This window comes from Aminobacter sp. NyZ550, from assembly GCF_025628925.2.
In the GTDB taxonomy this organism is placed as follows: Bacteria; Pseudomonadota; Alphaproteobacteria; order Rhizobiales; family Rhizobiaceae; genus Aminobacter; species Aminobacter ciceronei.
Genome location: NZ_CP114191.1, coordinates 330556 through 343661, shown reverse-complemented (window position 1 = coordinate 343661; position 13106 = coordinate 330556). Strand labels below are relative to the sequence as shown.

Below are 13106 nucleotides of genomic sequence, written 5' to 3'. Positions count from 1 at the left end.
ATCCTTTGATAGTTACAAAATCGACGGTTACACTTGCAACCATATCGACGTTCTCACGTCCGCCAGGGAGGTGCAAGACATGCTGGACAAGGCCACCAAACAAGCGTCACTCGCGACTGCCACCGGCTATATGCCGGGCTTTGGCAATGATTTCGAGACCGAGGCATTGCCGGGCGCGCTGCCGCAAGGCCAGAACAGTCCGCAGAAGTGCAATTATGGCCTCTATGCCGAGCAGCTGTCGGGTTCGCCTTTCACCGCCCCGCGTGGCACCAACGAGCGTTCCTGGCTCTACCGCATCCGACCGAGCGTTCGGCACACCAAGCGCTTTTCCAATGCCAGCTATCCGCACTGGAAGACTGCACCTTGCCTAGACGACCATTCCTTGCCGCTCGGCCAGCTGCGCTGGAACCCATTGCCGGAGCCGAAGGACAAGCTGAACTTCATCGAAGGCATCCGCACCATGACGACGGCGGGTGATGCGATGACCCAGGTCGGCATGGCGGCGCATGCCTACATCTTCAACGGCGACATGGTCGACGACTACTTCTTCAACGCCGATGGTGAGCTGATGATCGTGCCGCAGGTGGGCACCATCCGCGTCTTCACCGAAATGGGCGTCATCGACGTCGAGCCGTCGGAGATCTGCCTCGTGCCGCGCGGCATGATGTTCAAGGTTTCGCGCCTGGGCGATGCCGCTTTCCACCGCGGCTATGTCTGCGAAAACTATGGCGCCAAGTTCACGCTGCCGGACCGGGGCCCGATCGGCGCCAACTGCCTTGCCAACCCGCGCGATTTCAAGACGCCCGTCGCCGCCTATGAGGACAAGGAAACGCCCTGCCGCGTACACGTCAAATGGTGCGGCAAGTTCTATGTCACCGAGATCGGCCACTCGCCGCTCGACGTCGTCGCCTGGCACGGCAACTATGCGCCGTTCAAATACGACCTCAGGACATTCTCGCCTGTCGGCGCGATCCTGTTCGACCATCCGGACCCGTCAATCTTTACAGTGCTGACGGCGCCGACCGAAGAAGCAGGGACCGCCAATGTCGACTTCGTCATCTTCCCGCCGCGCTGGCTGGTGGCCGAGCACAGCTTCCGCCCGCCCTGGTATCATCGCAACATCATGAGCGAGTTCATGGGTCTGATCCATGGCCAGTACGACGCCAAGGAGGAAGGTTTCGTGCCCGGCGGCATGAGCCTGCACAACATGATGCTGCCGCATGGCCCTGATGCGATGGGTTTCGAGAAAGCCTCGAACGGCGAGCTCAAGCCGGTCAAGCTCGACCATACCATGGCCTTCATGTTCGAGACGCGTTTCCCGCAGCAGTTGACAAAGTTCGCCGCCGAACTGGAGACGCTGCAGGACAATTACATCGACTGCTGGGACGGTCTCGAGCGCAAGTTCGACGGCACGCCCGGTATCAAGTGAAGCATCAAGTGAGGACGTAGATGAAGCTCGCCACGCTGAAGGATTCCACCCGCGACGGCCGCCTTGTCGTGGTCTCCCGCGACCTGACACGCTGTTCGGAAGTCGGCCACATCGCCCGCACCTTGCAGGCGGCACTTGACGACTGGGCCCATGTCGGTCCGCGCCTCGCCAATGTCGCCGAGGGCATCGAGACCGGCTCGCAGCCGACCATGCGCTTTCATGAGCACGATGCCACCTCGCCGCTGCCGCGCGCCTATCAGTGGGCCGACGGCTCAGCCTATGTGAACCATGTCGAGCTGGTCAGGAAGGCGCGGGGCGCCGAGATGCCCGCGAGCTTCTGGACCGATCCCCTGATGTATCAGGGCGGCTCGGACTCGTTCCTCGGCCCACGCGACCCGATCGTCATGGCCGACGAAGCCTGGGGCATCGACCTCGAGGGCGAAATCGCAGTCATCGTCGACGACGTGGCAATGGGGGCAACATCAGATGAGGCGCGCGATGCCATCCGCCTGGTCATGCTGGTCAATGACGTGTCGCTGCGCGGCCTGATCCCGGCCGAGCTCGCCAAGGGCTTCGGCTTCTTCCAGTCCAAGCCGTCAACGGCGTTCTCGCCGGTCGCCGTTTCGCCCGATGAACTCGGCGACGCCTGGCGCGACGGCAAGCTGCACCTGCCGCTGCTGACCAGCATTAACGGGCAGCCGTTCGGCCGCGCCAATGCCGGCACAGACATGACCTTCGACTTCGGCCAGCTGGTGGCGCATGCTGCCAAGACCAGGCCTCTGGTTGCGGGAACCATCATCGGTTCGGGCACCGTGTCCAACAAGCTCGACAGTGGACCGGGCAAACCCGTCGCCGAAGGCGGCGCGGGTTATTCCTGCATCGCCGAGATACGCACCATAGAAACCATCCACACGGGGGCCGCTAAGACGCCGTTCCTTAGGTTCGGCGACAAGGTCCGCATCGAGATGAACGACAAGACAGGTCAGTCGATCTTCGGTGCCATCGAGCAGACCGTGACGAAATACGAGAAGGTCTGATGAGCGAGACCGTCCTGTTCGACTATTGGCGTTCGTCGGCGAGCTACCGGGTACGCATCGCGCTCAACATGCTGGGTCAGGCGTATCGCCCGGTATCGGTCGACCTGCTGGCCAAGGCGCAGAAGTCGCCCGAGCATCTGGCACGCAATCCGCAGGGGCTGGTGCCGGTGCTCGACATCGACGGCCATGCCTTTACCCAGTCACTGGCGATCATCGAATATCTCGATGAGACCCGCCATGCCGGTTTCCTGCCCTCCGATCCGCTCGGCCGCCAGCGCGTGCGCCAGCTGTCCTATGCCATCGCCATGGAAATCCACGTTGTCTGCAACACCGGTGTGATCGCCGAGCTGATGCGGCTGGTCCCGAATGGCGAGGCGGCGCGCGACGCCTGGATGCAGAAGTTCATCGGCGATGGTATGGCAGCCTTCGAAAAGCTGCTCGACCACCCGGCTACCGGCGCCTTCTGCCATGGCGATAATCCAACCATGGCTGACATCTGCTTGGTGCCGCAGGTCTACAATGCCCGGCGCTGGAACGTCGACATTTCGGGCCTGAAGCGGCTGCCGGAGATTTCCGCCCGCTGCGAAGGCCTCGAGGCCTTCGCCAAAGCCCATCCGGATCGCGCCAAAGGCTGAGTGTCAGCGCATCCGCCACGCCTGCGTCCGCTTGATCAGAACCCGCGACAGGAACAGGTGGATCAGGCGTGCGGCGGCATTGGTGTAGAAGATCATCATCGCCATTGCGGCCGCCGGTGCCACGTCGCCGGCGTCGTCCATGTTGAGCACCGCCACCGAGGCCAGCGTCGTGTCCTTGGAATAGAGGAACACCACCGCCGACACGGTCGTCATGGCGTTGACGAATATGTAGATCGAGATGTCGAGGATGGCCGGCAGGCAGACAGGCACGGTGACGCGCGCAAACAGCTTGTAGAAGGGCTGCTTGAGCGAAGCCGCCACCGGCTCGAACTCCTGGTCGATCTGCTTGAGCGCGGTCAGCGCCGTCAGGTGTCCCACCGTGTAGAAGTGGGTGATTGTACAGACCACCAGAATGGTCATGGTGCCGTAGATGGCATGCAGCGGGTTGGCCGGATCGTTGAAGAAGAAGATGTAGGCGAGGCCGAGCACCATGCCCGGCACTGCCATCGGCAGCATGGCGAGGAACTGGAACGCCGTGCGGCCGGCGCGGAAGCCGTCGGTCTTCTCGACCATATAGGCGCCGACGAAGATGATGACCGTTCCGATGACCGCCGTCAGCGCCGCCAGCCGGATCGAGTTGTAGTACGAACCCCAGCCGCCGCCATCCATGCGGTCGAAGGCGAAATGCTTGAGACCGAGGCTGAGGTCGTAGGGCCAGAGCTTGACCAGTGCCGCGAACTGGCTGGTCGCCATGATGCCGAGGATGAAGACGGCGATCAGCGAACACCAGGCGAGGCAAAGCGTGTCGAATCCGCGGTTCGGCTTGGGCTGGTAGGGCACCGAGCGCGCTGACAGCAGCGCCACCTGCTTCTTGGTCACCATGCGGTCGACGATAAAGGCGGCGATGGCAGGGACGAGCAGGATGACCGAGACGACCGCGCCCATCTCGAAGTTTTGCTGGCCGATGACCTGCTTGTAGATGTCGACGGCAAGCACATTGTACTGACCGCCAATGACCTTGGGCAGGCCGAAATCGGTGATGACAAGGGTGAAGACGACGAAGGCTGCCGAGATCAGGCCGTAGCGGGCGCCGGGAATGGTCACCGTCCAGAAGGTGCGCCAACGACTGGCGCGCAGCGAGGCGGCCGCTTCGTAGTGGCGCTGGTCGGAGATCGCCAGCGCCGTCGAGATGATGATCATCGCATGCGGGAAGGCGAAGAAGATCGAGCCGACGACGATGCCGAGCGGGCCGTAGATCGAGGCCCCCATCAGCAGATCCTTGAGCATGCCCTGGTTGCCGAACAGGTAGATCAGGGCAATGCCGGGAAGCAGCGACGGCACCAGGATCGGCACCATGGCAACAAGCTTGAAAACACCCTTGAAGCGCATGCAGCTGCGGTTCAGCGCATGAGCGAAACCGAAGGCCAGTCCGACGGTGATGATGGTGCTGACGAGTGCGATGAACACCGAGTTCTCGATCGAGCGGAACAGCGTCGGCGTCGAGAAGTAGGCGGCGTAGTTCTCAAGTCCGAGCGCCCGTGACGGCCTGAGCATCACGCGGCGGAAGTCGTTGGAGGTGAGTTCCTGCCATTCCGTTCCGGTCTGCGGCTTGAGGCCGACGAGATAGGTTGCATCAGACGTCGTGCCACGAATCTTGTACTTCACCGGGCTGCGGAAGCTGAAGTCGGGGAAGAAGCTCGTCGCCTGCAGCCGCCCGTCGGAGTTGGTGGCGAGCTTGGCCGGCGGTACCGCATCGAGTTTCTCGTTCAGTGCTGCCGCGGTGACAGGTTGGCCCCAGTTGCCGTCCTTGTCGCTGACCTGGAACTCGAAATTGGCGAGGTTGAAGCTGTAGGTCGAGAACGATTTGGACAGCATGATCGCCAGGGGCGCTGCCAGCCCCACCACCAGATAAAGCGCGATCACGACCATCAGGCCGCGCTTGATCAGCTCGTCGCGGTCGAGCCTGAGGCGGAGGCTGCGGCCGACGGGAAGGGCAGAGTCGAGAGCCATCGCCATGTCAGGCACCCCTGGGGTAGATCAGCAGCCGTTCGGCCGGCAGTTCGACCGTCAGCGCCACGCCTTCTGTCAGCGACAGGCGGCGCGCGGCATTGATCGAAAAATCGGCGATCAGGGTTTCGTTGCCGAGCGCGTGGCCGTGCAGCCGGGTGCGCCAGAACGATCCCAGGAATTCCATCTCGCTGATGGTGACGTCGATGGTGTTGGCGGTCGCACCGTTGGCGAGAGAGCCTGCGGCATGCGGAATGACGTCCTCGGGGCGGATCGCCGCGATGACCGGCGCGCCCTCGTCGAAGCCGTTCTGTGCGCAATTGAAAGTCGCCGCACCGAAGCCGACTGTGCCCTTCGACGCCCTGGCCTCGAACTTGTTGGCCTCGCCGATGAAGTCGGCGACGAAGAGGGTCGCCGGGTGGCGGTAGATCTCGGTCGGCGTGCCGATCTGTTCGATGACGCCGTGGTTCATCACCACGATGCGGTCGGCCATCGACAGCGCCTCCTCCTGGTCATGGGTGACCATGATGGTGGTGACGCCGAGCTTGCGCTGCAATTCCTTGATCTCATGGCGCAGATGGGTGCGCACCTTGGCGTCGAGTGCCGACAGCGGTTCGTCGAGCAGCAGCAGGCCGGGCGAAATGGCAATGGCGCGGGCAAGAGCAATGCGCTGCTGCTGGCCGCCGGAAAGCTGGGCCGGGTACTTGTTGCCCTGGTCGGGCAGGCCGACAAGCTTGAGCAACTCGGTGACGCGAGCCTCGATCTCGGCACGCGGGCGCTTGGTGTTTTCGAGGCCGAAGGCGATATTCTTGGCGATCGTCAGGTTGGGGAACAGCGCGTAGGACTGGAAGACGATGCCGTAATCGCGCTGCGACGGCGGCAGGGTCGAGACGTCGCGCCCGCCCTGTTGGATCGAGCCGCGGGTCTGCAGGTCGAGGCCGGCGATGGCACGCAAAAGCGTGGTCTTGCCGCAACCCGACGGGCCGAGGAAGCAGACGAACTCTCCCTCGCTGATGTCGAGCGATATGTCCTTCAGCGCATGGAATTCGCCGAAGGCTTTCCAGACGTTTGCGATTCTGAGATAGGCAGGCTTCACGTTCGGGCTGGCGGCGGTCATGGCGCTCACTTCAGTCGGAATTCGCGGCTGCCCGGCGAGGGTTTCGTGTCTCATCGTAACCATCCGGCTTGGGGGCAAGGGGCGGGCGCAGCCCGAGGCGACGCCCGCTTGTCGAGGGTGGCTGATGGAGGTCAGCTCTTCGGCTCGGACTTCGAGTCGTAGCGCTTGGTCCATTCCTCGAGGATGGCGTTGCGGTTGTTGGCCGCCCACTCGAAGTCGTTCTTGATCATCCTGGCCTCGATGTCGGCCGGCAGGTGCTCAACCGGCTTGGCGACGCCGGGCATGGCGACGACCGCATAGCCGACATTGTACATCTCGTTTGCCTTCTTCGAGACCGACCAGTCGAGCAAGGTCTTGGCAGCCTCTTCCTTGGACGTGCCGGCCACGATTGCCGACGCTTCCATGTCCCAGCCGATGCCTTCTTCGGGGATGATGATGTCGATGGGCGCACCCTCTGCCTTCGACTTGGCGGCGCGGAACTCGAAGGAGATGCCGATCACCGTCTCGCCTGCGGCTGCCATCTTGCACGGCTTGGAGCCCGAATGCGTGTAGGCGGCAACGTTCTGGTGCAGGCCATCCATATAGGTCCAGCCGTCCTTGTCGCCGAACAGCTGCAGCCAGCTCGATACGTCGAGATAGCCGGTGCCTGATGACGCCGGGTTTGGCATCACGACATGGCCCTTGTATTCGGCCTTGGTGAGGTCCTTCCAGCTCTTCGGCGCGGTCAGGCCAAGCTTCTGGCCTTCGATGGTGTTGAAGCAGATCGAGGCTGCCCAGGCGTCCATGCCGACCCAGCTCGGCGGATTGTCGCTGTCGACGAAATTGGGCTTCAGCTGGTCGGCTCCCTTGGGCGCGTAGGCTTCCAGCATGCCCTCGGACTTGAGAACCAGAAGCGAGGTGGCGGCGAGGCCCCAGACCACGTCGGCCTGCGGATTGTCCTTCTCAGCGAGCAGCTTGGCGGTGATGACGCCGGTGGAGTCGCGGATGAAGTTCAGCTTGATGTCGGGATGGTCCTGGTTGAACGTCTCGGCATAACGCTTGAGGTCTTCGGCCTCGATGGCCGTGTAGACTGTGAGCTCCGTCTCCGCCCAGGCCGCCGATGACATCAGCATCGTCGCAAAGGCGGCAAGCGCGAAGGTTTTCTTCTGGTTCATTGAAGTGGCTCCCATTTGAATCGCTTAGGCACGTTCTGATTGGGAGAGGTTTTGTCGGGCCGCGTTTTGGCTGTGCCCGTTTGCGCCTCGTCCATGGTCGATAGTGGGAACGGGCGGTCAATAAGTAAAATCTATTCTTTTTATGATCTGGTAGGCTGAGCTTATGTGATGCACAGGGTTGCGACAGGCATGTGACAAGGCTGCCGCATGCTTGTGCACGGGCGTTGGTTTTTGCACCGAAACGCAAAAGCTTGCCGGCCTGTCAGCCTGAGAAGGCGAGTGCGATCACCCCGCCGGCAACGATGACGGCTGAAAAGATGCGGGCCTGCCACGGTCGCTCGCCGAATATGAACAGGCCGATGAGGGCTGCGATGATGACGCTCGATTCACGTACGGCCGAGACCGCGCCCAGAGGCGCGATCGTCTTGGCGTAGATGACGAGGCCGTAGGCGGAGACGGCGCCCAGGCCGCCGACGAGGCCGAGCGTGACCGTCTTGCGATCGATCGTGTGGGTTGCGCCGCGGCGTCGGAACAGCACGAACAGCGTGACGGGAAATTCGAGCAGGAACAGCCAGCCCATATAGCCGAACGGGCTGTCGGACAGGCGCACGCCGATGCCGTCGATGACCGAATAGGAGGCGATCAGCACGCCGTTGATGGCGGCAGCGCCGACGGCGCGCGGATCGGCATGGGCTGCGCCGCGCTGGAAGGCGAGGAAGGCAATGCCGAAGGTAATCGCGCCAAGCCCGACCCAGCCTAAGGGCGGCAGAGTCTCGCCGATCATCACATAGGCACCGAAAGCGACAAGCGCCGGGGCCAGTCCGCGGGCGATGGGATAGACCTGGCTGAGATCACCCAGCCGGTACGACTGGAACAGGAAGACGTAGTAGCCGTAGTGGATGACCGTCGACAGGAAGATGTAGATCCAGCTCGCTTGCGACGGTGGCGTGGCGAAGAACACCAACAAGAGCCCGAGCGTGGCATGGGTGGCGGACACTGCTGCCAGGACGACGGCACGGTCGGTTGCGGCCTTGACGACGGCGTTCCAGCTCGCATGCAGCAAGGCTGCCACCAGCACGATGGTAAGGGCAAAGCCGGACATGCGTTCAGGCTTTCAGGAAGGTCGCAGGCAAGGGTAGTGTCCCGGTCGAGTACGAGCCGGCGTTAGGCAACAGCATTTCCCCTCCAAGCACATGAGGGAGCACCAGGCTCCCTCATCGACACTCATCTGATTTGCCGGCTCAAGACAAGGCTCAGACCCAGGGCAAAGAGAAGGTCTTGACGTTGGTGAAGCTTTTCATCGCTTCGATGACGCCTTCCTTGTAGCCGTTGCCCGAGTCCTTGATCCCGCCAAATGGCGACATCTCGATGCGATATCCCGAGACTTCCCAGATATTCACCGTGCCAACCTGCAGGCCGGCGATGTATTTCTGCATGCGGCGGAAATCGTTGGTGCAGACGCCTGAGCAGAGGCCGAAGATGGTGCAGCGATCGGCTCGTCGCCCGAGTTCTTGGTCGCGCCGGCGACAGCCGAATCGGCCGCCATGGCGACATCGTCATCGGACAGTTCGTTGAGGCTGATCGGTGGTAGTTACCGCCGAGTTCCTGCACCTTGAACCTGTAGCCGGCAGTGCGGGTCGGCTGGCGGCATCGATCGGTTCATCAACACAGCCAGTCTCCGCAAAGCGGCGGGCCGACCGTGCTCTACCGCAGTTTGCGATCCTTGGCTTGCGCTGCCAGCAGCACGAACGACACCGCCAATATCGAAGCCAGGAAGATCGAGCCCGACAGGGCATAGATCGTCGGCGAGGCGCCTGAGTTCATCTTGCCGAACATCGCCAATGGCAGCGTGTTCTGCCGTCCGACCAGATAGAAGGCCCGGCCGAATTCGTTCAGCGACAGCAGGAACGAGAAGATGAAGGCAGCCACCAGGCCTGGCTTGATCAGTGGCAATGTCACGTCGACCAGCTGCCGCCACCAGGAAGCGCCGAGATCGGACGCGGCAAGCAGGTAAGAACGCCTGACGGCTGCCATGCTGGTGAGGATGACGGTGAAGGCGAATGGCAGCGCCCACAACAGATGGCTCGCAGCCACCGTGCCCCAGAACGGCTTCAGTCCGATGCGCCCGAAGATCACCGAAAGCGACAGGCCCTGGATGATCCCTGGAATGAACATCGGCAACAGCACGAACATGAACCAGCGCGAGCGCCATTTGCCGAGATCCATATAGGCCAGAGCCGACAACAGCGCGAGACCGGTTGCCACCAGCGCGGTGATGGTCGCGACCAGAAGGGATTCCTGCAATGCGCTGATCAGGGTGCGTTCCTTGGCGAGCGCGAAATACCAGGTCAGGCTGATGTCGGACAGCGGCGGCAGAGCGGGCTGCAGCGCCGGATTGAACGACACCGCCACCAGGTAGAGCGGCGGCAGATAGATGATCGCCAGCCCTATGGCAGTCATCAGCCAGATGGCGGCCTTAAGCGGGCGGCTTTCGAAACCGGCTACCATGTGAATCCCTCGAACAGGCTGGTCAGCTTGAACAGTCGGTTGCCGATGAAAATCAGTCCGAACAGGATGATCAGCACCAGGGTCGAGATTGCGAAGGCCAGCGGGAAGTTCACAACCCGCATGACGTCGTTGATCATCACCGAGATCATCGATGCGGCCGCACCGCCGAGCATCTGCACTTCTGTGGCCGAGCCCGCCGCCATGACGAAGACGAAGAGGAACCCGGCAAATATGCCGGCTTGGGTCAGTGGCAGCAGGACGGAGCGGAAGGTCCGCCAGAAGCCGGCGCCGAGATCCTGGCTGGCTGCGAGCAGCGATGGCTCGACGCGTTGCATCGACAGGATCAGCGGAAAGATGACGAAGGGCAGATATGAGGCGACGAGGCCGACATTGACGGCAAAATTGGAGAACAGCAGCCAGTCCAGCGGCTGGTCGACGATCCCGAGATCCATCAGCCAGCCATTGATAAGGCCGTTGCGGCCGAGCACGAGCCGCCAGGAAAAGGCGCGGATCATGTATGAGGTGAAGAACGGAATGGTGAACAGCGCCATCAGCAGCAGTGCAGTCCGCCTGCTTGCCAGAAAATGCACTGCCATCGCGGCGGGATAGCCTATGACGACACATATCGCGGCGGTCAGAAACGCCTTGCCCAGCGATCCGACGATGACGCTCCAGCGCCCGGCCTCGAGGATCGCTGCATAGCCGGCCAGGCTGAACTCCGGCCTGATCCAGTAGGTCGCGGGATCCCAGGTCCAGAAACTCCAGACGAGGATGACGATCAGAGGCACGAAGCCCAGCAGCAGCACGATGAGTGCGGTGGGGAGTGCGAGTAGAAGGCCGGGCGATTTCATCTGGTTTCCAGAAAAAGGCGGGGGAGCGCGAACCGCTCCCGCCGCTGTTGGTCGCAATCAGGCGTTACGCAGCTTCTGCCACCATTCTTCGTAGAGCTGGAAATTGTCCGGGCGCGTGTTCTGCCAGGCTACCTTGCCGCTAAACTTGGCTTTGACGTGCTCGGCCAGTGCCTTGACCTTTGACGGGTCGAACTGGCTCGCATTTGCCTCGGCGTAGGCAACATTGCGATCGCTCGGCACGACGTAGCCGCGCTGTTCGCCAAGCGTGCAGCCATAGAAGCCGTCGAGCAGCCAATTGGCGAGCTTGTGGGCGTCGTCGCCAAGGCCGCGGTCGACCGCGCCTTTCAGCAGAACGAGGTTGTTGCCCCAGCCTTCGTAGCCTTCGACGGGTGCGGCGTACTCGACCTGCAGACCGCGCTTGCGACCTTCGTAGACGATGGGCTCCCACCCGGTCATGGCCAGCACCTCGCCATCGCCGACAAGCTGCACGCCTTGCTCCCAGCCGCTCCAGAAGGTGCGGAACTGGCCATCCTTCTTGTGCTTGATAAGGAACTCCATCACCAGGCCAAGCTCGTCCGCGGTCAGGTTGCCCGGATTGCCGATCTTCTGGTTTTCCGTCTCTTTCAGGTACATGGCTGCAAAGACGGCGCTGTTGATCCAGGCGTCTTCCATTGCCACTTGGCCCTTCAGCTTCGGATCGAAGATGACGCCGTAGCTGTCGACCTTACCCAGCTTGTCGGGGCGATAGATGATCGAGTCGGCGTTGATGACGGCAGGCAGGCCGTACTGCTTTCCGTCATGGTGCAGGTAGGGGATGTCTTTTGCCCACTGCCAGACGCTTTCGTAGTTGGGGATCTTCGACAGGTCCCAGGGAACGATTGCGCCCTGGACAGCGAGTTCCTTCTCGGCGCCGCCCTGCAGGCCACCCATATCGAAGAGGTCGTTTGCGTTGCCGGCGACAAGTCGCGCGACGGCAGGGCCGGGGTCGTTGCCGTTGTCTGTGAAGGCAACGTTCAGGCCCGCATCGTCAGCTGCCCGCGACCAGTCGTCGCCGACATCAAGCGTGCCGGTCGCCCAGAATGCCAGATCGCCCGCGGCCAGTGCCGACATCGGCTGAAACATGGATCCGGCCGCCAATGCCGCACCTCCCGCCCCGAGCGTCTTGAGCAATTGACGTCGGCTGATGTTGCTCGCCATCGCGCCGTTCAAGGAATTCATGCTGTTTGTCATCGCGTTACCCCTTCTTTTTATGAAGATCTTCTCAGGATGATCAGGTGTCACGGTTCGCCGCAGTTCAGGATGCGGGCACGGGCACCAAGGCACCTCCGGCGAATTCGAGCCGCACCGGATTGCCCGGTTCGGGCCAGGCGTCGGCGAACTCGACCGGGATTTCGGCGTCGAGCTTCTGGCCATCGCCGAGCTCAAGATAGAAGTCGAAGAACCGGCCGCGGAACTGGCGTCCGGCCACGGTCGCTGCAAGTGAGCTTCCGGGCGCTGCATGCACGTTCGCGAGCGAAATGCGGTCGGGACGAACCGCCAGGAGTCCCATTTCCCCGACGTCGCGAGCGCCTGGAAGAACCAGTCGCTCACCGGCTATGACAGCGACTGTGTCGCCGCCGCTGCGTTCGAGCCTTTCAGGCTTGAGGACGCGTTCCATGCCGACGAAGCGTGCGACGAAATCATTGGCGGGAGCGGCAAAGAAGTCGGCCGGCCGTCCGACCTGCTCGAGCCTGCCCTTATGCATGATGGCCATACGGTCGCTGAGGCTCAGCGCTTCGTCCTGATTGTGGGTGACCAGCACGAAGGTCGAACCGGTCCGCTTGTGCAGCCTGCCGAATTCGTCGCGCATCTGCTGGCGCAGTCTTTCGTCGAGTCCGGTCAAGGGCTCGTCGAGAAGCAGGATGCCCGGCTCCATGACGAGCGCGCGTGCCAGAGCGACCCGCTGCCGTTGCCCGCCAGAGAGCAGGTTGACGTTGCGTTCGGCAAATCCTGCCAGATCGACCAGGCCAAGCGTGCCGTCCACGCGCTTCTTGCGTTCAGCGGCAGCCACACCCTTCACCTTCAGACCGTAGGCGACGTTGTCGCCCACGGTCATGTGGGGAAACAAAGCGAGGTCTTGGAAGACGGTATTTGACGGGCGGCGGTTGGCCGGCAGGTCGGTAACGTCCTGCCCATCAAACAGGACACGGCCGGTGGTGGGGCGATCAAACCCCCCGATCAGTTTAAGCAGCGTGCTTTTTCCCGAACCCGACGAGCCGAGCAATGTAAAGAATTCGCCGGCCTCGATCTTGAGACCCACGCGCTCCAGGGCTTTGACCGTGCCAAAGGTCCTGGTTACGTCGTCAATTCCAATCGAGATGGCCATGGA

11 protein-coding genes and 1 pseudogene are annotated in these 13106 nt (G+C 62.3%); 3 read left to right on the top strand and 9 right to left on the bottom strand.

Going from position 1 to position 13106, the window contains the following annotated elements:
• The first annotated feature begins 79 nt into the window (after positions 1–79).
• The 3 genes from hmgA to maiA are packed head-to-tail and all read left to right on the top strand — an operon-like array spanning position 80 to position 3101.
• Entirely contained in the window at positions 80–1429 is a 1350-nt protein-coding gene (gene hmgA, locus N7E70_RS28845; RefSeq protein WP_263008327.1) for a homogentisate 1,2-dioxygenase, read from the top strand.
• Between the two features lie 20 nt (positions 1430–1449).
• The gene (locus N7E70_RS28840; protein WP_263008326.1) at positions 1450–2466 is read left to right on the top strand and encodes a fumarylacetoacetate hydrolase family protein; all 1017 of its coding nucleotides are present in this window, start codon (positions 1450–1452) and stop codon (positions 2464–2466) included.
• Positions 2466–3101: a maleylacetoacetate isomerase gene (maiA, locus tag N7E70_RS28835; protein WP_263008325.1), complete on the top strand. Its 636-nt coding sequence runs from the start codon at positions 2466–2468 to the stop codon at positions 3099–3101. The genes N7E70_RS28840 and maiA overlap by 1 nt, the downstream gene beginning before the upstream one ends.
• A 3-nt stretch (positions 3102–3104) precedes the next feature.
• On the opposite strand, the gene N7E70_RS28830 is transcribed toward maiA, so the two are convergent.
• From N7E70_RS28830 to N7E70_RS28790, 9 genes and pseudogenes are all read right to left on the bottom strand, one after another.
• Complete coding sequence (locus N7E70_RS28830; RefSeq protein WP_263008324.1) at positions 3105–5117, bottom strand: putative 2-aminoethylphosphonate ABC transporter permease subunit; 2013 nt, start codon at positions 5115–5117, stop codon at positions 3105–3107.
• 1 nt (position 5118) lies between these two features.
• The gene (locus N7E70_RS28825; RefSeq protein WP_263008323.1) at positions 5119–6279 is read right to left on the bottom strand and encodes a putative 2-aminoethylphosphonate ABC transporter ATP-binding protein; all 1161 of its coding nucleotides are present in this window, start codon (positions 6277–6279) and stop codon (positions 5119–5121) included.
• A gap of 77 nt (positions 6280–6356) precedes the next feature.
• Positions 6357–7379, bottom strand: a complete 1023-nt coding sequence (locus N7E70_RS28820) for a putative 2-aminoethylphosphonate ABC transporter substrate-binding protein (protein WP_263008322.1) — start codon at positions 7377–7379, stop codon at positions 6357–6359.
• A 262-nt stretch (positions 7380–7641) separates the two neighbouring features.
• Positions 7642–8481 (bottom strand): DMT family transporter, encoded by an 840-nt coding sequence (locus N7E70_RS28815; protein ID WP_192320238.1) that lies wholly within the window; start codon positions 8479–8481, stop codon positions 7642–7644.
• Positions 8482–8632: 151 nt separating this feature from the next.
• A pseudogene (locus N7E70_RS28810) lies at positions 8633–8863 on the bottom strand (aldehyde dehydrogenase family protein); the annotation flags it as partial.
• Positions 8864–9083: 220 nt separating this feature from the next.
• Entirely contained in the window at positions 9084–9887 is an 804-nt protein-coding gene (locus N7E70_RS28805; protein ID WP_263008321.1) for an ABC transporter permease, read from the bottom strand.
• On the bottom strand, positions 9881–10738 hold the full coding sequence (locus tag N7E70_RS28800) for an ABC transporter permease (protein WP_067968007.1): 858 nt from the start codon (positions 10736–10738) through the stop codon (positions 9881–9883). The genes N7E70_RS28805 and N7E70_RS28800 overlap by 7 nt, the downstream gene beginning before the upstream one ends.
• Positions 10739–10795: 57 nt before the next feature.
• A complete protein-coding gene (locus N7E70_RS28795) occupies positions 10796–11956 on the bottom strand; it encodes an ABC transporter substrate-binding protein (protein ID WP_263008320.1) in 1161 nt (386 codons plus the stop codon).
• Between the two features lie 76 nt (positions 11957–12032).
• On the bottom strand, positions 12033–13103 hold the full coding sequence (locus tag N7E70_RS28790; protein WP_263008319.1) for an ABC transporter ATP-binding protein: 1071 nt from the start codon (positions 13101–13103) through the stop codon (positions 12033–12035).
• Positions 13104–13106 lie beyond the last annotated feature (3 nt).

Excerpts from the sequence above, each read along its gene's own strand:
- N7E70_RS28820 (WP_263008322.1), bottom strand. The coding sequence starts at position 7,379 with ATGAACCAGAAGAAAACCTTCGCGCTTGCCGCCTTTGCGACGATGCTG.
- N7E70_RS28830 (WP_263008324.1), bottom strand. The coding sequence starts at position 5,117 with ATGGCGATGGCTCTCGACTCTGCCCTTCCCGTCGGCCGCAGCCTCCGC.
- maiA (WP_263008325.1), top strand. The coding sequence starts at position 2,466 with ATGAGCGAGACCGTCCTGTTCGACTATTGGCGTTCGTCGGCGAGCTAC.
- N7E70_RS28790 (WP_263008319.1), bottom strand. The coding sequence starts at position 13,103 with ATGGCCATCTCGATTGGAATTGACGACGTAACCAGGACCTTTGGCACG.
- N7E70_RS28825 (WP_263008323.1), bottom strand. The coding sequence starts at position 6,279 with ATGAGACACGAAACCCTCGCCGGGCAGCCGCGAATTCCGACTGAAGTG.
- N7E70_RS28800 (WP_067968007.1), bottom strand. The coding sequence starts at position 10,738 with ATGAAATCGCCCGGCCTTCTACTCGCACTCCCCACCGCACTCATCGTG.
- N7E70_RS28795 (WP_263008320.1), bottom strand. The coding sequence starts at position 11,956 with ATGAATTCCTTGAACGGCGCGATGGCGAGCAACATCAGCCGACGTCAA.
- N7E70_RS28815 (WP_192320238.1), bottom strand. The coding sequence starts at position 8,481 with ATGTCCGGCTTTGCCCTTACCATCGTGCTGGTGGCAGCCTTGCTGCAT.
- N7E70_RS28840 (WP_263008326.1), top strand. The coding sequence starts at position 1,450 with ATGAAGCTCGCCACGCTGAAGGATTCCACCCGCGACGGCCGCCTTGTC.
- N7E70_RS28805 (WP_263008321.1), bottom strand. The coding sequence starts at position 9,887 with ATGGTAGCCGGTTTCGAAAGCCGCCCGCTTAAGGCCGCCATCTGGCTG.
- hmgA (WP_263008327.1), top strand. The coding sequence starts at position 80 with ATGCTGGACAAGGCCACCAAACAAGCGTCACTCGCGACTGCCACCGGC.